We start from the raw sequence: 19759 nt of genomic DNA, 5'->3' as shown, positions 1-19759 counted from the left end.
TTGCATAATACTTCCTAAGGATTTATGATATTAAGTAAGTATATCGAACTGGAAGGAAGTAAAGATGATTAAGGAGATCAATGTCGAAGAACTACGAAATCTAGATAAACCGATTCTGATCGATGTGCGTTCAGAGGGAGAATATGCTGAAGCAACAATCCCAGGGGCTTTCAATATTCCTCTTTTTAACAACGAAGAACGTGCTGAAATAGGAACAACATATACTCAGACTTCACCGAGTTTGGCTAGAGAGTTGGGTTTAAATATTGTTAGTCCCAAATTGCCGAATTTGGTGAATCAAGTTGGTGAACTTGCGAAAAAAGGCCCATTGGTTCTTTTTTGCTGGAGAGGCGGTATGCGCAGTAAGTCGATAGCGACTGTCGTAGATTTAATGGGTATCCCCATATACCGTCTGCAAGGCGGCTACAAGGCCTATCGTAACCAAGTCGTAGAATATTTTCAAAAAAAACTGCCCTTTCAGGTTGTGGTTCTTCGTGGAAATACGGGGGCAGGGAAGACGGAATTATTGAAACGTCTTCGAGCAGATGGATATCCAGCTATTGATTTAGAGAAACTTGCCAATAACCGAGGTTCGGTTTTTGGGGCAATGGGTTTAGGGGAACCTCCTTCCCAAAAAAAATTTGAAGGATTATTGTATGAAGAACTTGCATCATTAAGAGATTTTTCTTATATTATTGTAGAGTGCGAGAGCAAGCGTATTGGAAGAGTGTCTTTACCAGCAAGCTTCTATACCGAGATGCAAGAGGGTATCCAAATTCTTCAATACGATAACTTGGAAAATCGGGTTCAGCGTCTTATCTTGGAGTATACCTCAGTGCCTAATGCGATCCAGGAGATTAGAATAGCCTTAGAAAGACTAATAAAGACCTTAGGGCATATAAAGGTTAATGAACTGAAGACTTTGTTAGACACAAATTGTCTGGATAAATTTACTGAGTTATTACTTGTAGATTACTATGATAAGCTATATGCTTATCCTAATGAACCAAATTCCAACTATGCCTATTATATAGATTATGAAAAGTCCGAGAGGGCAATAAGGGAGTTGGAGTGCTATCTTGATGAGAAGGTGGCCCAACAAGGCGGAAAATTTACTGTATCTCGAATATGACATTCAGCAAAATAAACCAGGCTTGCTCGGCGCAGTGACAACACTGATAGGCATGCTCGGGCTAAATATTATAACTGTTACTGGAATAGAACCCAAAAGCCGAGGCCTTCTTTTAGAAACTCATTCAGAGGGTAAAGTACAAGCATTACTTAATGCCTTAAATGAAGTAGAGGCAATTAAAGTAACAGCCTTTCGACAACCTACATTGTTGGATCGAATTGCTCTGCGTCACGGTAAACGTTTAGACATGGTCGAGGTAAACCCACCGACTTACCGTTTTGTTCGTGAAGAATTAGGTGTGCTGGTAGACTTTTTAGGAGATACTATAAAGGAAGGCGGAAATCAGGTTATTGGAATACGAGGCATGCCTCGTGTAGGTAAAACAGAGGCGGCAATTGCAGCTTGTGTCTACGCCAATAAACGATGGATACTATTGTCCTCGACGATCATTCGGCAAGCCTTAAGAACAGAGTTGTTACTTGATGAATCAGTGAACAGTATTTTTCTGATTGATGGTATCACTAGTACAACCCGGGGTACTGATGCACATTGGGCCTTATTAGAGAAGACCTTGCAAATGCCTACATCAAAGATAATCGAACATCCTGATATATTTTTGCGAGATGGACGTTTGAAAATTGACCTGGATTTTATCATTGAAATTCGCCATCATCAAGAAGATGTGATTCGTTTGGAGGATATCTCTATGAGTTTCACAGCATTCGACATGAGTTAAAAGGATAGAAAGGGGGTTTTGGCAATGGCAGGAGTTGGACAAATGCTCCGGCTCGCTCGGGAAGAAAAGGAATGGAGCTTATTAGAAACTGAGGAAATCACAAAGATCCGTGTTCGCTACATTCAAGCCCTTGAAGAAGAGGAATACGGAATACTCCCCGGAGCTACTTATGTAAAGGGATATTTGAGGACCTATGCGAAACAACTGGGTTTAAATCCAGATGAGGTTATTGAACTCTATAGTGTTTCAATAAAGCCCGAAGTTGCACCTGTCATTGAATCACCAGAAAGAATTGTTAAATCACGACCCTCGTGGGTGAGGCCGTTGATCATAGGGGGGATGGCCCTAGTGGCAATAGCTTTAGCTATAGGCATTAAAAGTCTGTACCATCCAGAGGGAACTCCAGACCCGACTTATAGTTCGACACCTTTAATTAGTGCACCTGACCAAGAACCAACTGTACCCTCCCAAACTACACCAGAGTCACCCACCCCCAGCTCCCCTCCCAGTGTAGTAGCCTCAACCCAGGATGGCTTAACAGCGCAACTGGTTTTCACCCAGGCCTGTTGGATTGAGATTAAAATAGACGGTCAGGCACCTTTTCAAGGCACCTTTGCAGCGGGAACCAGTAAAGAGGTTAAAGGAACCGATAAAATTGAGCTGGTTTCAATTGGCAACGCAGGAGGGGTTACCGTCACACTTAACGGTAAAGATATGCCAAGTTTAGGTAAACCAGGACAGGTTCTTCATAATATTGTTCTAACTAAAGATACTTTAAATCAACTTTAATAATCTTTAAAGGAGAGTTTATTTTGGCTAAAGATTCTTCATTTGATATTGTTTCTAAGGTGGATATTCCAGAAGTCACAAACGCAGTGAACCAGGCTCAAAAAGAACTGGCTCAGCGTTTTGATTTCAAAAACAGCAAGTCTACAATTTCCCTGGAGAGTGATAAAATCATCTTAGTATCTGATGATGATTTTAAATTGACCAATGTCGTAGATATCCTCGAAAGCAAACTTGTTAAACGAGGGGTTTCTTTAAGAGCCCTGGAATACGGAAAGATTCAACCTGCTGCCGGTGATACGGTTAAGCAAGAGGTTAAGTTAGTCCAAGGTATTGCTCAAGAAAAATCAAAATTAATCATCAAGGCTTTAAAGGATAGTAAGATTAAAGTCAATGCTTCTATTCAAGGGGAAGATATTCGAGTGTCCGGCAAGAATAAAGATGATTTACAGGCGGCAATAGCTCTTCTCCGTAAAGAGGATTTTGGATTAGAATTACAGTTTATAAATTTTCGATAAAAGGTATAGACCTGTTTTGTGTACTATTTAGCCCGTTGAGGAATCCTATTAAGAGGTTCCATAACAAAATGCTTGGCAAGATCGCCAAGCATTTTATATGTCTTAAAGTATATCAATTTGGTTTATAGTTTTGGATTATTAATTTAATGGTTTTTTTTATTTCTCGTTAAGAATATTAAAGGAATTTGTCGAACCGATATTGAATAATAATCTACTATTCGATAAAAGAAAGGACAAATTTAGCATGGAAAAATCGACGTATATTGGTTTGGCGCTCGCAGTCATTGCCGTAGGTGTTGGAATGGTTTTGAAGGGTGCCAGCCTTTCATCTTTAATAAACCCGGCAGCGATTTTAATTATCTTTGTAGGAACGGTAGCAACTATATTTATCGGCTTTCCACTAGATGAATTAAAAGCAGTTCCCAAATTATTTAAAATTTTGTTTACTTCTCAAGTATTAATCTCAAGAAGTGAATTAATTAACCAAATTGGGGAATGGGCAACTGTCAGCAGACGAGAGGGCTTGTTGTCACTGGAAAGTAAGGCCGAGGAGATTGAAGATGAGTTTTTGAGAAATGGGATGCGCATGGTAATCGACGGAAACGACCCGGAATTTATTCGAGAAGTGCTTATGGAGAATATCTCGGCCATGGAGGATCGTCATAGACAAGGCGCGCTTATCTTTACACAAGCAGGAACCTACGCACCGACGCTAGGGGTTTTAGGCGCAGTTATTGGTTTGATTGCAGCCCTAGGTAATCTTAACGAAGTAGAAAAATTAGGTCATTTGATTTCCGCAGCTTTCGTTGCAACTTTGCTGGGGATTTTTTCTGGTTATGTTTTGTGGCATCCCATGGCTAATAAATTAAAGCAAAAATCCAAAAAAGAAACCCAAATCAAGATGATGATGGCAGAGGGTCTTTTAGCGATTCAGGCTGGTGAGCCAGTATTATCGATCAACCAAAGATTAGCAGTCTTCCTCACCCCCAGTGAGCGTCAAGTAATGGAGGGAGAAAAAGGTGAAAAAGCATAAGAAAGAGCATCATGAAGAACATATTGATGAGACATGGTTGATTCCTTATGCGGACTTATTAACCTTATTATTGGCTTTATTTATTATCCTATTTGCATCTAGTCAAGTCGACGAAAAAAAGTACACACAGATAATGGCGGGCTTAAATAGCGCTTTTAATGGCGGAGTGAACATTTTTGAAGCATCTGATTCTATTAAATTGGATGATGTATCTCCTAGTGATGTTGCAAGCTTGGAGCAGAAGGGCACTGGTCAAAATCAAGCTTTAAAAGATATGATCAATAAAGAGAAGAATGACATGGAAGCTATTAAGAAAAATCTGGATACATTTATTGCAGAAAATGGCTTGACTATGCAGCTTCAAACCAAGCTTACAAGTGATATGTTGAGGATCACAATCCAAGACTATGCTTTATTTGATTCTGGAAAAGCCATAGTAAAACCAGAAGCTCAAAAGCTAGCGACCGTTATTTCAAACATGTTAAATATGTATCCTGACTACAAAGTAGAGGTTGCGGGGCATACTGATAATATTCCAATAAGAAACGCTGAATTCGATTCGAACTGGGATTTAAGCTCTAGACGATCCTTAAATTTCATGAAGTATCTGTTGCAATCTAATAACATTAACCAGGCTAGATTTCGTTCTATCGGATATGGTGAGTACCAGCCTATTGACACGAATAAAACGCCCGAAGGACGGGCTAAAAATCGTCGTGTAGAGGTAAACATAATTCGAAATACAATTGAAGCAAAAACTATTGTGCCTTAAACAGGCGATGCCCCCCACTTTTTTAACAAGTGGGGGTGATTTCTTCCTAAGCTTTAAGAGGGTACAGACATATACCTCCTCAGCAGTTCGCTGGACAAGACCTGAATAGGGTAGTATATTTACTGAAGACTTGTTGTTCAGTGTTAGCTGAGCAGGTTAACGATAGAAAGGTGAAACAATGCGCACATTAAACTTTTTGCCAATATGTAAAGCAGATATGGAGGCTTTAGGCTGGGATGAACTTGACTTTCTCTTAATTACCGGAGATGCCTATGTAGATCACCCAAGTTTTGGTATAGCTATCATTGCTCGTGTTTTAGAGAAAAAAGGATTTCGTGTTGGAATTATAGCTCAACCTGATTGGAAAGATCTTAGAACATTTAAAGTAATGGGAAAACCTCGTTTGGCCTGCTTGATTTCTGGCGGGAACCTGGATTCAATGGTTAATCATTATACTGCTGCTAAAAAGAAACGACACAAGGATGCTTATTCTCCGGGAGGAGCGTCCGGTCTTCGGCCCGATAGAGCGACGATTGTTTATTCTAATCGTGTAAGAGAGGCTCTGCCAGGTGTCCCCATAATTATTGGGGGGATAGAGGCTTCTCTCCGGCGCTTTGCCCATTATGACTATTGGAGTAATGAGGTCAGAAGATCCATTCTGCTGGATAGTCAGGCTGACTTGCTGGTCTTTGGGATGGGTGAGAAGCCCATTGTGGAAGTTGCTCAACGGCTGGATACAGGGGAACAAATTGAACAGATAACAGATGTCAAGGGGACTATGGTACTACTTTCAGAGAACTGTAAACTTCAAGAAGATGCTTTGGTTCTGCCAAGCTTTGAAGAAGTCTCAAAGGATAAGAAAAAATATGCTTCAGCTTTTTGGATACAATACAATCAGCAAGATCCTTTTACAGGAAAGCCAATGGTACAATCTCATGGTCGAAAAAGTGTCTTGCAGAATAGACCCTCCATACCTTTGAATCAGGCAGAAATGGATGCAATTTATTCCTTGCCCTATACAGGAACTTATCACACATCTTATACAGAGGCGGGGGGAGTACCGGCAATTGAAGAAGTAGAGTTCAGCTTGACAAGTGTAAGAGGATGTTTTGGATCTTGCTCTTTTTGTGCTTTGACGTTTCATCAAGGAAGAATTGTTCAAAGCAGAAGCGCTGAATCGATTATTCGAGAAGCAGAGAAAATGACTTGGAATTCTCGTTTTAAAGGCTATATTCATGATGTAGGTGGTCCAACAGCTAATTTTCGACGACCAGCTTGTAAGAAACAATTAACCAAGGGAGCCTGTTCCCATAGACAGTGCCTTTTTCCTGAACCGTGCTCAAAATTAGAGGTTGACCATGAGGAGTATATTGATCTTTTACGCCGCCTGCGCAGCTTGCCTAGAGTAAAAAAAGTTTTTGTCCGCTCAGGTATCCGCTATGATGCAGTGTTAGCGGATCGTAAATCCAAGTTTATTCGTGAGCTTTGTGAGCATCATGTCAGCGGTCAATTAAAAGTTGCTCCAGAACATGTCAGTGACGAGGTTCTCAGATTCATGGGCAAACCGGGTAAAGGTGTGTACGAAGAGTTTGTTCAGGAGTTTCGTAAGGCCAATGAGAAGTTAGGGAAGCAACAATATTTAGTTCCATATTTAATGTCTTCACATCCTGGAAGCACAATTAAGGAAGCAGTTGAATTAGCTGAATATGTTCGGGATATGGGTGTAAATCCAGAGCAAGTGCAGGATTTTATTCCAACCCCTGGAACTCTCTCAACTTGTATGTATTATACAGGCTTAGACCCTAAGACAATGACATCAGTTTATATTCCAAGAAGTATGCATGAAAAAGCAATGCAGAGGGCCTTGATTCAATATCGGAATCCTAAAAATCGAGCCTTGGTTGAAGAGGCTCTACGCTTAGCTCATCGGGAAGATTTAATTGGCTTTGGGCCAAAATGTTTAATTCGCCCTAGAAATTATGTCAGAGATGCTCAAAATGAGGCGGGCAGTAAAAAAGGTAAAAAGCCTACTAGACGGTCTGGTATGAAGAAAAAGGATCCCTCGGCTAAAGAGGTACCGGGAAAATCTTCTTCTCATAAAGGATCACCTGGGAATGCAAAAAAAAGTGTTGTAATTAAGTCCGATCGGGTTCAGCACCAAAGTAAACCCGAGGGCCCAAAGGATGTTAAACGAAAAAAACATGCCAGCCCCAAAAAGATAAAATAAGGGATTTCAAGGCCCCTAAGCTGAAAATTAGCTTAGGGGCCTTGTTGATATTAAAAAATATACATTATTAATAGAGTTCCGCCCCGAACTCATCAATCAGAGTAGTCTCAACATCATCAAGACTCACTCTCCCTAATTCCTTAAGATGGCCATCTTCCAACCATTCCAGGTAATTTTCGTAGGTGAAGTTTGGATCATCATAGTAAAATTTCAGAAAAGAAAAAGAAATACCCTCTGAATGAGGATCTTCATCATAACGAAGCAGGTAGTATTCAGTGTCTTCAAGGTTACTCTTAAAAAAAACAGCTTCTCCAGGTACAATCTGTACCACTTTAGCATCCTCATACTGACGATTGACGAATTGAAGAGTAAATGCCTGTAAGGGAATCTGGTTATTGGTATGGTGTTGGCTAGTTACGCTTGATTCCGGTAGTGGGTTGCTAATTGGCTGCTGCAGAGTTTCCCAGGTATAAACTGATTCGGTAGACAGATCCTCTTCCATCTGTTCAGCTATAACTTCTAAACGGCGTGAAACAACTGAGGGGAGACGAAATTCTGGGCATGAAGTATTGCGACAGTGATAGACTGGAACATTATTCACACGTCCGACACCGTGGGCTAAATCAATTGGAATCGTCCTGGCTGTCAGATATCCTATATCCCCACAACCGCACATTTCGGTAGGTTCTAAAAGTTCATCATCATCAAACACTGATTGCACCTCGCTAAAGATTAATGGGAGTTAATTCGCCAAGTTTAAGATAATTCCTCTAAACTTATACATTAAATCTAGCCAATTAACGCAAACTTTAAAACAGATGAGAATTTTTGTCGGAATGTCTACCGAATCAAGTTAATAGAAACCTTGAATGGGGGATTATTATGTTAATAAGGAAATGCAGATTTTTAGTTTGTTTAGCAGCTATCGTTTTAACACTTTCACTGACTGGGTGTGGAGGAGAAAACAAAGAACCAACAGCACAAGAAAAAAGTGACTCTGCTAACCTCACTGGCTCAGGGAGTTCATTTGTTTATCCTTTATTAAATCAACAAATTGAAGAGTACCGTAAAAATCACCCTAAGATTTCCATCAATTATCAAAGCACAGGTAGTGGTGCAGGAATAAAACAGGTTTCTGAGCAAACCATTGATTTTGGGGCAACTGATGGTCCGATGACAGATGAACAGCTCAAATCAGCAAAGGGAGGAAATCTGCTGCACATTCCTTTAACTCTAGGTGCCGTAGCGGTTACCTACAATCTTCCGAGCACTCCGAAGGAGTTGAAAATTAGTCCCGCGGTGCTGGCGGATATTTTTCTCGGCAAGATCACTAATTGGAATGATAAAAGAATCGTCGACGATAATCCGGGAGTAGCTCTGCCGGATTTACAAATCACAGTTGCGCATCGCTCGGATGGGAGTGGAACGACCTATATTTTTTCGGATTACCTTAGCACTATCAGTCCTGAATGGGGAGAAAAAGTAGGAAAAGGTACTTCATTAAATTGGCCTGCGGGAATTGGCGGAAAAGGGAATTCCGGAGTTGCCGGAGTTATTCAACAAACTTCCGGTTCAATCGGATATTTAGAACTGGCCTATGCAGTTCAGAACAACTTGACCTATGCCCTGATGAAAAATAAGGAGGGCAAATGGACCGCTCCATCTCTCCAAACTACCTCCGCTGCAGCAGCGGCTGCAACAATCCCTGAGGACATGAGGGTGTCAATCGTCAATGCTCCCGGAGCTGAGGCTTATCCAATAGCTGGATTCGCTTGGGCTTTGATCTATCAGAATCAAACAGATAAAGCCAAAGGGACTGCGCTGGTTAACTTCATCAATTGGGCAATACATGATGGGCAAGCGCTCTCAGAGGGGTTACATTATGCCAAGCTGCCTGCTAATTTAGTAAGTCGTGAAGAAGGGATGCTAAAAACCATTACTTTTGAGGGAGAGCCTTTGCTGAAGTAATATTAGTAATCTCGGTGGGGGGCAGAAATGAAGGGAAGGCAGAAGGATTAAGAAAATGAGTAAAAAGCTAAGATTTAAAACTTCTTTAGGAGATCAATTTCTGAGACTTGTCACCTTCCTGATGGCCTTCAGTGTCTTGGTACTCATGGCATGGATGGGATGGCAAATGTTTGATGCCGCGCGACCTAGTATTCATACATTTGGAATTGGTTTTATTACCAGCCGTGTATGGGATCCGGTAAAGGAACAATTCGGAGCACTCCCTTTTATCTATGGCACATTAATGACCTCTCTGCTGGCCTTGCTTCTAGCAGCCCCCATCGGACTTGGTGTGGCAATATTTCTCAATGAAATGGCCGAATCAAAGTTTCGAGCGGTGATTGGTTTTTTAGTTGAGATGCTGGCAGCTATACCCAGTGTTGTCTATGGGCTGTGGGGGATTTTCGTCTTAGCCCCTTGGTTAAGGGAAACGGTGGAGCCCGGTCTGGCAAAGTGGTTAGGCTTTATTCCACTATTTCAGGGTACTCCCGTAGGCTTTGGTATGTTAGCAGGTGGTTTAATTCTGGCCATGATGATTTTGCCGACGATTGCTGCTATCTCTAGGGAGGTTATGGCTTCCGTTCCCAATATGCAGCGTGAAGCTGCTCTTGCTCTCGGAGCGACTAAATGGGAAATGATTAAGGTGGCTGTTTTACCTTATGCTAAGACAGGAATAATGGGTGGTATAATGTTGGGCTTAGGACGAGCACTTGGAGAGACCATGGCGGTAACTATGGTAATCGGCAATCGTCCGGATATTCTTCCTTCCTTATTTGCCCCTGCCTACTCTATGGCGGCAGTGATTGCCAATGAATTTACAGAAGCTACCTATGATTTGTATTTAAGCGCTCTGGTGGAAATAGGATTTATCCTGTTCGGGATTACATTAGTCCTTAACTTTCTTGCTCGGCTCCTTGTCTGGTCCGTAGCACGTGGGCCTAAGGGAGGAAACTTGGTATGAAGCAATACATTCGAAAATATAAAAATTGGTTAATGTTGAGCGTTTTTGTCGCAGCAACTATTATAGCCTTGGTACCCTTATTTGGAGTTTTGGGGTATGTCTTGAAAAATGGCCTTGGGGCATTGAATATTCAGTTTTTCACCAACTTACCCAAAGCCATGGGGCTGTCAGGTGGGGGAATGGCCAATGCAATAGTAGGGACTTTGATCATGGTATTAATTGCAAGTTTGATCGGTATCCCTGTTGGGATTCTGGCAGGAATTTATCTAACTGAATATGATCGCCATAGTTGGTTCAGTACAGCGGTTCGGTTTGCAACTGATGTATTAACTGGTATCCCTTCAATAATTGTTGGGATAGTTATCTATACAGCCATAGTATTAAAAATGGGTAACTTTTCGGCCTTGGCAGGTGGTTTGGCCTTGGCAATTATTATGATTCCCTTAATCATTCGTTCCACAGAAGAAATGCTAAAGCTTGTTTCCCATTCAATTAGAGAAGCAGGATATGCTCTGGGTATATCCAAGGGTAAAACAATTCTGAAAATTGTACTCCCAACTGCTGCCAAAGGAATAATTACAGGAGCAATGTTAGCGATTGCCCGTGTTTCAGGGGAAACCGCACCTCTATTATTTACAGCCTTAGGTAATCAGTATTGGGCACGATCTCTTAATGAGCCGATTGCTTCGTTGCCGGTTCAAATTTTTCAATATGCTACATCTCCCTATAAGGAGTGGCACCAACTTGCTTGGGCCGGATCCTTGGTATTAATTCTTATGATTATTATTATAAATTTGGCAGCCCGATTTGCATTTCGCTCGAGACATAGTTAGGAGGGGATCTATATGGGACAGACTTTGAGTGTTCGTAAGCTTGAAGCATGGTATGGCCCTAACAAGACTCTTAAAGGCATAAATATGGAGATTGAGGCTAATCATGTGACAGCTATTATTGGCCCGTCAGGATGTGGGAAGTCAACTTTTGTTCGTTGTATAAACCGTATGCATGAGACGTTGCCCGGCACAAAGGTTATTGGAGAAATTATTTTAGATGGGGAAAGTATTTATGACCAAGATCCCGTGGCCTTAAGAAAAACTGTCGGCATGGTTTTTCAAAAACCAAACCCCTTTCCTTCAATGAGTATTTTTGAAAATGTAGTTGCCGGGGTACGATTAAATGGTCAGAGAAACAAGCAGAACCTACAGGCCATTGCCGAGAGAAGTTTACGGATGGCTGCTCTCTGGGATGAAGTAAAAGATCGCTTGAATTATTCCGGTATTAGCTTGTCGGGTGGTCAGCAGCAGCGCTTATGTATCGCCAGGGCATTGGCAGTAGAGCCTGCGGTCTTGCTTATGGATGAGCCGGCGTCAGCCTTAGACCCCATAGCGACAACTCACATTGAAGAATTAATTAGACAGTTAAGAGATAATTACACTATCCTTATAGTTACGCATAACATGCAACAAGCGGCACGGATTGCAGATTCCACAGCATTTTTTCTTAATGGAGAACTTGTTGAGCATGGAGCTACTTCTGAAATATTTACAAACCCAAAAGATAAACGAACTGAGGACTATATTACTGGGCGATTCGGCTAGAAAAGGAGTATGTGGTTTAAATGAGACAGTCACTTAACGAAGGACAATTTGTTTTAATCCAGTTACTTAAAGATATGGGAAAAGAGGTTGAGCGTATTTTATTGGGTTGTATGCAGACGTTGATTTCTTTAGATCGAATACAAGCAGATTATTGGATTGCCGAAGATCAGAAAATTAACGATTTCGAACGTCAAGTCGATGATGAATGTGTGCGTTTAATTGCAACCCAGCAGCCTGTTGCCAAAGATTTACGGAAAATCATTTCAGCAATGAAAATATCCACTGACCTTGAACGCATGGGGGATTTAGCCATTGATATAGCCAAGATTGTCCGGAGAATCGAGGGGCCTTTAATTAAGCAGCTTATTGATATTCCGCTGATGGCTGAGAAAGCTCTTGAAATGATGAGACGAGGCTTAGAAGCCTATGCTAACGAGGATATGGAACTTGCCAATGGTTTAGCTGATCAAGATGATCAAGTTGATCAGCTGTATAAGAAAGTTGTCAGAGATTTACTGGTAATTATGACAGAAAGGCCAGAAGTTTTAGATCAAGGTATGTACTTAGCCTTTGTGGGGCGATACCTAGAAAGGTTTGCAGATCACGCAACTAATATTGGAGAAAATGTCATATACATTGCAACAGCCGGGAGACAGGATTTAAACAAGTGAATAAATTTTTGTAAACAAATGTTTGAAAGAATGCATACTCTGAATACTAATACTGTTAATATTTTTTGACCTTGTTGAAGTGTTGGTTTATACTAAGTAAAGCAGACCAATGATATGAGGTGTAGTGTTGACTAAGAAAGTTGCAGTTGTCACTTTAGGTTGTCCCAAAAATCAAGTGGACAGTGAAGTGATGTCAGGTTTACTGGCTAAGGATCACATATTTGTCGAAAACCCTGAAGAGGCAGAAGTTATTGTTGTAAATACCTGTACGTTTATTCAATCTGCCAAGGAAGAATCTATTGAAGCCATTTTTGAAATGGCCAATCTTAAGAAATCTGGTAATTGTCAGACCTTGATTGCAGCTGGCTGTTTAGCCCAAAGATATGGTTCAGAATTAATGCAGGATATTCCTGAATTAGATGGTGTTCTTGGAACAGGGAATATCGATGAAATAACAAAGTTAGTTCAAGCGACTGAAGAATCACGTACCTCTCTGATTAAGCAAGGAACGCCGGATTTTCTTCACAATGAACAGATGGCCAGAATCCGTTCTACACCGGATTATCTGGCTTATGTAAAAGTTGCCGAGGGTTGCGATAACTATTGTACTTATTGTGTTATTCCCTATGTACGCGGGCGTTTTCGTAGCCGCCCTCTGGAATCTGTAATTCATGAAGTAAAAGAAATGGCTGCTCAAGGTGTTAAGGAAATCCTGGTTATGGGCCAAGATACCACGCGTTATGGACAGGATCTATATAATGAATTTCGACTTCCTGAGCTCATTCGTGAGCTTGCTCGTATAGAAGGAATCGAATGGATTAGATTAATGTATTGTTATCCGGAGCGTTTCACGGATGAATTAATTGAAGTTATGCGCCAAGAACCGAAGGTTTGTAAATATATTGACTTACCGCTGCAACATGCGGATAATAAAATATTAAGAGATATGAATCGACGGGGAACTATTGAGCAAGCAGAGATCCTGATTAATAAATTACGGACTGCAATCCCGGACATAACTCTGCGAACAACTATGATTACTGGTTTTCCCGGAGAAACTGAGCAGGAATTTCAAACCATGCTTGATTTTATTAAGCGTGTCCAATTTGATCGGCTTGGAGTTTTTGCCTACTCTCAAGAGGAAAATACCCCGGCAGGTCAAAGAGAAGATCAGGTACCCGTGGAACTCCGTGAACAGCGTAGAGATCAGATTATGGAAATTCAACAAAGTATATCTCGGCAAAGACTTCAGCGTTGGGTTAATAGAATTGTTAAGGTGCTTATAGAGGTAAAACTGCCCGATGGCCGGTGGATGGGACGAACAGAAGGGGATGCTCCAGAAATCGATGGTCAAGTCTATATCAGGGATACTCAGGTCTCATTTGAAGAAGGGGAAATGGTCAAAGTTCGCATCATTGAGGCGGATAACTACGATTTAGTGGGAGTGGTTGTCTCGTGAATTTACCCAATCGATTAACCCTGGCTAGAATTGTATTGATACCTGTTTTTATGACCTTATTGTTATTGAAATTTCCAAAAGGTTATACGCTTTTTCCCTATCAAGACTTGGTGGCGGCGGTCATCTTTATCCTGGCTGCTGCTACAGATGGCTTAGATGGCTATATTGCGCGCAAGCGCAATCAAGTTACGAATTTAGGTAAATTCATGGATCCCTTAGCTGACAAGCTTTTAGTATCAGCAGCTCTAATATCTTTAGTTCAACTCGGAGAGGTTACGGCGTGGATTGCATGGATCATCTTGGCCAGAGAGTTTGCAGTTACAGGCCTTCGAGCCATTGCTGCCGTAGACAGGGTTGTGATAAGTGCCAGTAAACTTGGTAAAATTAAAACCACGACTCAAGTAATTGCTATTTCAGCAATATTATTACACGATTGGCCACTTTCTCTTGTAGGTATATATATTGGTCAACCGCTTTTGTACATAGCCCTGTTTTTCACAGTTATTTCAGGTCTTGATTATCTGATGAAGTCTCGTAAATTATTACGCAAGTAGTTTAACTAAATTTCTTCGCAACTTATCAATGAGTGCTTTTCCAAAAGATGAGCACTCATTTTGATGTTCTAATTAGAGTGTTACTTAAAGTAAACTTCCTTATATAACCATATTTGGCTATAAAACATTATTCACCAGTATATACTACGTGCTATAATGTCGATATAGCATGCAGTATATCAAATGGAGGAATATGTGATGACAAATCGCCGAATACTGTTGATTAGCCTCGTTGGATTTCTGATATTTGGATTACTACTGGGAGGTAAATTCGTTTATCAGAAGCAGTGGGTTGATGTTACCATCTTAAGTCAAAGTCAGGAAATCCCGGGAGTTGTTTCAGCGAAAGTCGAAAGTCACAACGGTTTAAAAGAGATGGTTGTAAAGACCAATCAGATAACTAACCTTCGACAAGCCTGCCAAATATTAAAAAAAGTTGCGGAAAATGTGCCGATACGACTTGTTGACAGCAGGAATGAAACCCTTGAGAGGGTTCTTGGGCAAATGCAGTTTGCTGTACAGGAAGGTATTGCAAGTGGAAATTTTACGGTTATGGCGCAAAACTTAAGAACACAAGCAGAAAATGAAGGAGTCAATTTAGAACTGGAAATGGATAGTGATGCCATTTATTTGATTCTTAATCAGGACCCAGCTCAACTGATAGAGGTTATCGAACGGAATGGGCAAGGTGATTTTCTGGCCAGTGAAAAGGATATGACTTAATTAAGAAAGGGAGAAGGTAAGGTATGAAATATGACATCTTATTAGGCCTTGCGATAGGAGTCTTTGCCTTTTTAGTGACAATGGGCTATAACGTGTTTCCCATAGGGTTACTTTTTGTAACGAGTTATCTGGTTTGGAAATATGTCATTTCTCGCCAGATGGTCAAAAATGGCAGTGGAGTGGCCGTACCGACGACGGGAATAGATTTTGAGGACATCGGTGGGCAAAGCGTTGCGAAAAAAGAGTTGCAGGAAGCATTAGACTTTCTGCTCTATTCTGATAAAATGAAAGCCTTAGGAATTCGCCCTTTGAAAGGAATATTATTGTCCGGCCCCACTGGGACTGGTAAAACACTATTAGCTAAGGCAGCTGCTAGATATACAAATTCAGCATTCTTATCAGTTTCTGGTAGTGAGTTTGTGGAAATGTACGCAGGTGTCGGAGCTGAAAGAGTACGTGGCTTGTTTCGCAGAGCAAGGGAAATGGTGCGCAAGGAGAAGAAGTCTAGTGCCATTATTTTTATTGATGAAATGGATATTTTAGGGGCAAAGCGTGGCAGCAATGTATCCCATCATGAATATGATCAAACACTTAATCAGCTGCTTATTGAAATGGATGGACTTAAAGCAGATCAAGGTCCTAACATCCTAGTTATGGGGGCAACGAATCGACCGGAAGCACTAGACGCTGCTTTACTTCGCCCAGGACGTTTTGATAGGCAAGTGAAAGTTGATCTGCCAGATAAAGACGGACGATTAGCAATACTAAAAATTCATACAAAGAACAAGCCACTAGCACCGGAAGTGCGCTTAGAAAGTATTGCTCATGAGACTTTTGGTTTTTCAGGTGCTCATTTAGAGAGTTTAACCAATGAAGCTGCTATCCTGGCAATGCGTGAGGAAGCTAGTGAAATTAACGAACACCATTTACATGAGGCTGTTGAAAAGGTGATGTTGGGGGAAAAGCTTGATCGAAAACCAACCACAGAGGAATTAAGGCGTATTGCGATTCATGAAAGTGGCCATGCCCTCCTGGCAGAAACGGTTCGACCAAATTCTGTTTCCCAGGTCTCTATTCGGTCTAGAGGAAATGCTCTTGGTTACGTTCGCCATTACCCCAAAGATGATCTATATCTTTACACAAAGGATATGTTGGAAGAGCAGATTATGGTGGCCTTAGCAGGAGCAGTTGCTGAAGAACAGATTTTAGGAACCCGGAGCACCGGTGCCGCCGGAGATTATGAGCAAGCTTTAAACCTTGTTGAAAAGATGCTGCTGGCAGGTATGTCTTCTTTGGGAGTTACTGATATTTCTCGCTTGAATGCAGATCAACGTCAAACTGAGACAAGAGATATTTTGACTGGGCTTGAAGAACGAACGACAAAAATACTTAAGGCGAACATTGAAACCTTATTGAGGATTACAAAGATTCTTGAAGAAGAAGAGACTTTAGGCGGGGAAGTCTTAAGATCTTATTTGCAGACTGTAGCCTAAGCAAAGCCCTCCCAAGTTGAAGGATAACCTTACTTGGGAGGGCTTTTTCCATTTCCTTGATATTTTAACATGCAAAGAAGGATATTTTCGTGCTAGATCAGAAATAATTAATCAGGTATGAATCATGAATTTGCGTTGCTTATAGGAGAGTGATAAACTATATGAAAGCTGAAGTTGTCTCAACTGGGACTGAATTATTACTTGGAGAAACCCTCAATACCAGTACTCACTATTTAACAGGAAAACTGTCGTCATTAGGCATTGAAGTAGACTACCATACGACCGTAGGGGACAATCCAGAGCGATTAGAACAAGTTTTACGCCAAGCAATTGAGCGCAGTGATCTTATCGTTACAACTGGAGGGTTGGGTCCAACAATAGATGACTTAACAAAGGAACTGGTTGCTAAAGTCTTAGATTTGAAAATGGAGATAGATTCCGCAAGTTTAGAACAGATTAAGCAGTTCTTTGGCCGCAGAAAAGCTCCAATGCCTTCTAGTAATGAGAAACAAGCATTCTTTCCCACAGGTTCAAAGATCTTGCCTAACCCTATAGGAACCGCTCCGGGAGCTCTTATTACTAAAGATAACAAGACCATTGTTATCTTGCCTGGTCCTCCTTTTGAAATGCAGCCTATGTTTGATAATTATGTTTGGCCAGAGTTAGAGCAAGTGATTGGGCTGCATGCTGAACGGATGAATGAACGTGTCCTTAAAGTTTTTGGTATGGGAGAATCTGCTATTGAGAAAGTACTTTATGACCTGATGAATCTTCCTAATCTTACGATGGCCTTATTGGCTAAAAGAGCTGAGATGCACATTCGTTTAGTTGCCAGAAGCACGGAAATCATGTCGGGTGAGGCTAATAAGGCTCTGGATCAAGTGGAAGAGGAGATTCGCCGGCGTTTAGGAAATAAAGTATTTGGGCGAGATCAAGAAACTATGGTCAGCATTGTTGGAAGAACTCTAAATAACAAGAATTTAACAATTTCTACTGCTGAATCATGTACTGGAGGCTTGCTTGGGGCCGCTTTAACTCAGGAACCGGGCAGCTCCAAGTTTTATTTAGGTGGAGTAGTGAGTTATTCAAATTCTTTAAAACAGGGCCTACTAGGTGTAAGTGAGAAAAACCTTAAAGCATTTGGAGCAGTGAGTGAAGAGGTTGCCAAGGAAATGGCATTTGGTATTCGTTCCAAGACAGGATCAGATCTGGCTATCTCAACAACAGGAATAGCAGGGCCAGATGGAGGCAGTGATGAGAAACCAGTGGGACTAGTTTACATTGGTTTTGCAACGGCTAAGGGTGTCCATGCTGAAAAATTTCAGTTTTATGGGGAACGGGAGTCTGTTCGTCAGTTGACCGTTCAAGCTGCCCTTAATGGAGTACGCCTGATATGTTGAACAGTGAAGGGAGATTACAATTAGGTGATGGTTGAACGTTTACAGACCTTTGGGGATATACAGTTAAGTAAACCACTTTTACAAGCTTTATCGGAGATGGGCTTTGAAGAGCCTTCTCCAATTCAAAAAGAAGCAATTCCGGTTGCTCTAGACGGAGTAGATCTTATCGGACAGGCGCAGACAGGTACGGGTAAAACAGCTGCTTTTGGAATTCCTATTACGGAAAAAGTTAATGCTAAGTTTCAAGCAGTTCAGGCGCTGATTGTAACCCCTACACGAGAGCTAGCTATTCAGGTTTCGGAAGAAATTGCTAAGCTTGGCAAATATAAGCACGTAAAACCCTTGCCAATCTATGGCGGGCAGCCTATTGATCGCCAAATTCGGGCATTACGAATGGGTTATCAAGTAGTTGTTGGAACACCTGGCAGGTTATTGGACCATCTGAACCGGGGAACGTTGCGTTTGCAGCACGTAAAAATGGTAGTTTTGGATGAGGCTGATGAAATGCTGGATATGGGCTTTATCGATGACATCGAGAGTCTTCTCCGGGAAGTTCCGGCAGAAGGTAAGCAAGTCTTGCTTTTCTCGGCTACCATGCCTCCCGGAATTCGCAAATTAGCCCAAACTTACATGAACTCCCCGCGTTCTGTTACGGTTAGTCGGGATGAATTAACCGTGCCATTGATTGATCAGGTTTTCTATGAGACTAGAGAAAGTATTAAAGTGGATGCCTTAGGGCGGATCATTGACATGGAGGATATCGGTCAGGGGATTATTTTTTGCCGTACAAAACGCGGAGTCGATGAACTGGTAGTGGCCCTCGAGGCCAGGGGATATTTTGCTGATGCATTGCATGGAGATTTAAGCCAACAACAACGGGATCGAGTTATGAAGCGGTTTAGGGATGGGAAGACTGAATTGCTAATTGCTACAGATGTTGCTGCCCGAGGCTTAGATATTAATAATGTGACTCATGTTATCAACTTTGATATTCCACAAGATCCGGTGTCCTATGTGCATCGAATTGGACGAACCGGGCGAATTGGCCGTAAGGGGCAAGCAATAACCTTAATATCCCCCAAAGAATATCGCCAGCTTCGCCTAATCGAAAATCTCATTAAGACCAGGATTAAACGGCAGGAGCTGCCTTCCTTGGCGGATATTAGTGAGCGTCAAGCTGAAAATATCAAAATGCAGTTGATTAAGTTAATGCAAAGCAATCGACTGGGAAACTACCGTGCAATTGTTGGGGACTTGCTCCAGGAATATGATTCTATGGATGTAGCGGCTGCTGCCTTAAAATATGCCATAGAAGGAGCAAATGTCGATGAACTTGTTGAAGGCAAAGACTCAGACGAACAGCTCTTTGCGAACACGGGAGCATCTGCAGGTATGGTGCGCTTTTTTATAAACATCGGAAGAGTTCAACAAGTCCGGCCTCAGGATATTATCCGCTGGATTGCAGATCAAAGCGGGATCTCTGGAAACAGTATTGGAATAATAAATATATATGATAAATTTACCTTTGTAGAAATTCCTGAAAAATATGCTTCTAGAGTCCAGAGTTGTATGCATCAGACTATGATTAAAGGTCGCAAAGTGAGCGTCGAACCAGCTAAAGCACGTGAAAATTTTTGATGTAATTTAGACTAAGCTAAAAAGCTAACCGTTGTGGTTAGCTTTTTGTGT

At 41.5% G+C, this 19759-nt stretch carries 19 protein-coding genes; 18 read left to right on the top strand and 1 reads right to left on the bottom strand.

Annotated elements, in window-relative coordinates; all coding sequences use genetic code 11:
* Positions 1–64 precede the first annotated feature (64 nt).
* The 7 genes from mnmH to DESMER_RS13260 all read left to right on the top strand — a co-directional run bounded on the left by mnmH (position 65) and on the right by DESMER_RS13260 (position 7204).
* Positions 65–1132: a tRNA 2-selenouridine(34) synthase MnmH gene (gene mnmH, locus DESMER_RS13290; protein ID WP_014903584.1), complete on the top strand. Its 1068-nt coding sequence runs from the start codon at positions 65–67 to the stop codon at positions 1130–1132.
* Complete coding sequence (locus DESMER_RS13285; protein WP_014903583.1) at positions 1083–1868, top strand: DUF3388 domain-containing protein; 786 nt, start codon at positions 1083–1085, stop codon at positions 1866–1868. The genes mnmH and DESMER_RS13285 overlap by 50 nt, the downstream gene beginning before the upstream one ends.
* 24 nt (positions 1869–1892) lie before the next feature.
* A complete protein-coding gene (locus DESMER_RS13280) occupies positions 1893–2657 on the top strand; it encodes a helix-turn-helix domain-containing protein (protein ID WP_014903582.1) in 765 nt (254 codons plus the stop codon).
* A 23-nt stretch (positions 2658–2680) separates the two neighbouring features.
* Positions 2681–3172 carry a YajQ family cyclic di-GMP-binding protein gene (locus DESMER_RS13275; RefSeq protein ID WP_014903581.1) on the top strand — a complete coding sequence of 164 codons (492 nt, stop codon included), beginning with the start codon at positions 2681–2683 and terminating at the stop codon, positions 3170–3172.
* Positions 3173–3416: 244 nt separating this feature from the next.
* Positions 3417–4205 carry a flagellar motor stator protein MotA gene (gene motA / locus DESMER_RS13270; RefSeq protein ID WP_014903580.1) on the top strand — a complete coding sequence of 263 codons (789 nt, stop codon included), beginning with the start codon at positions 3417–3419 and terminating at the stop codon, positions 4203–4205.
* Entirely contained in the window at positions 4192–4977 is a 786-nt protein-coding gene (locus DESMER_RS13265) for a flagellar motor protein MotB (RefSeq protein WP_014903579.1), read from the top strand. Before motA ends, DESMER_RS13265 begins: the two co-directional genes overlap by 14 nt.
* A gap of 178 nt (positions 4978–5155) precedes the next feature.
* Positions 5156–7204, top strand: coding sequence for a YgiQ family radical SAM protein (locus DESMER_RS13260; protein WP_014903578.1), 2049 nt, complete (start codon positions 5156–5158; stop codon positions 7202–7204).
* A gap of 67 nt (positions 7205–7271) precedes the next feature.
* On the opposite strand, the gene DESMER_RS13255 is transcribed toward DESMER_RS13260, so the two are convergent.
* The gene (locus DESMER_RS13255; protein WP_014903577.1) at positions 7272–7916 is read right to left on the bottom strand and encodes a hypothetical protein; all 645 of its coding nucleotides are present in this window, start codon (positions 7914–7916) and stop codon (positions 7272–7274) included.
* 170 nt (positions 7917–8086) lie between these two features.
* Between DESMER_RS13255 and pstS the strand changes: the two genes are divergently transcribed.
* From pstS to DESMER_RS13200, 11 genes are all read left to right on the top strand, one after another.
* Entirely contained in the window at positions 8087–9172 is a 1086-nt protein-coding gene (pstS, locus tag DESMER_RS13250) for a phosphate ABC transporter substrate-binding protein PstS (RefSeq protein ID WP_014903576.1), read from the top strand.
* Positions 9173–9227: 55 nt separating this feature from the next.
* Positions 9228–10172 carry a phosphate ABC transporter permease subunit PstC gene (gene pstC / locus DESMER_RS13245; protein WP_014903575.1) on the top strand — a complete coding sequence of 315 codons (945 nt, stop codon included), beginning with the start codon at positions 9228–9230 and terminating at the stop codon, positions 10170–10172.
* Complete coding sequence (gene pstA / locus DESMER_RS13240) at positions 10169–11005, top strand: phosphate ABC transporter permease PstA (protein ID WP_014903574.1); 837 nt, start codon at positions 10169–10171, stop codon at positions 11003–11005. Before pstC ends, pstA begins: the two co-directional genes overlap by 4 nt.
* A gap of 12 nt (positions 11006–11017) precedes the next feature.
* Positions 11018–11770 carry a phosphate ABC transporter ATP-binding protein PstB gene (gene pstB / locus DESMER_RS13235; RefSeq protein ID WP_014903573.1) on the top strand — a complete coding sequence of 251 codons (753 nt, stop codon included), beginning with the start codon at positions 11018–11020 and terminating at the stop codon, positions 11768–11770.
* Between the two features lie 20 nt (positions 11771–11790).
* The gene (phoU, locus tag DESMER_RS13230) at positions 11791–12441 is read left to right on the top strand and encodes a phosphate signaling complex protein PhoU (RefSeq protein ID WP_014903572.1); all 651 of its coding nucleotides are present in this window, start codon (positions 11791–11793) and stop codon (positions 12439–12441) included.
* Between the two features lie 127 nt (positions 12442–12568).
* Positions 12569–13900 carry a 30S ribosomal protein S12 methylthiotransferase RimO gene (gene rimO / locus DESMER_RS13225; protein WP_014903571.1) on the top strand — a complete coding sequence of 444 codons (1332 nt, stop codon included), beginning with the start codon at positions 12569–12571 and terminating at the stop codon, positions 13898–13900.
* The gene (gene pgsA, locus DESMER_RS13220; RefSeq protein ID WP_014903570.1) at positions 13897–14454 is read left to right on the top strand and encodes a CDP-diacylglycerol--glycerol-3-phosphate 3-phosphatidyltransferase; all 558 of its coding nucleotides are present in this window, start codon (positions 13897–13899) and stop codon (positions 14452–14454) included. Before rimO ends, pgsA begins: the two co-directional genes overlap by 4 nt.
* Before the next feature lie 198 nt (positions 14455–14652).
* Positions 14653–15177 (top strand): hypothetical protein, encoded by a 525-nt coding sequence (locus DESMER_RS13215; RefSeq protein WP_014903569.1) that lies wholly within the window; start codon positions 14653–14655, stop codon positions 15175–15177.
* Positions 15178–15200: 23 nt separating this feature from the next.
* The gene (locus tag DESMER_RS13210) at positions 15201–16670 is read left to right on the top strand and encodes an AAA family ATPase (RefSeq protein WP_014903568.1); all 1470 of its coding nucleotides are present in this window, start codon (positions 15201–15203) and stop codon (positions 16668–16670) included.
* A gap of 161 nt (positions 16671–16831) precedes the next feature.
* Entirely contained in the window at positions 16832–18070 is a 1239-nt protein-coding gene (locus DESMER_RS13205) for a competence/damage-inducible protein A (RefSeq protein WP_014903567.1), read from the top strand.
* Between the two features lie 24 nt (positions 18071–18094).
* Positions 18095–19708: a DEAD/DEAH box helicase gene (locus DESMER_RS13200; RefSeq protein ID WP_014903566.1), complete on the top strand. Its 1614-nt coding sequence runs from the start codon at positions 18095–18097 to the stop codon at positions 19706–19708.
* The last annotated feature ends 51 nt before the right edge of the window (positions 19709–19759 follow it).

The sequence above is a fragment of the Desulfosporosinus meridiei DSM 13257 genome (assembly GCF_000231385.2).
In the GTDB taxonomy this organism is placed as follows: Bacteria; Bacillota; Desulfitobacteriia; order Desulfitobacteriales; family Desulfitobacteriaceae; genus Desulfosporosinus; species Desulfosporosinus meridiei.
Note: the sequence above shows the minus strand (reverse complement) of the source record. Positions and strands in the feature narration are given on the sequence as shown.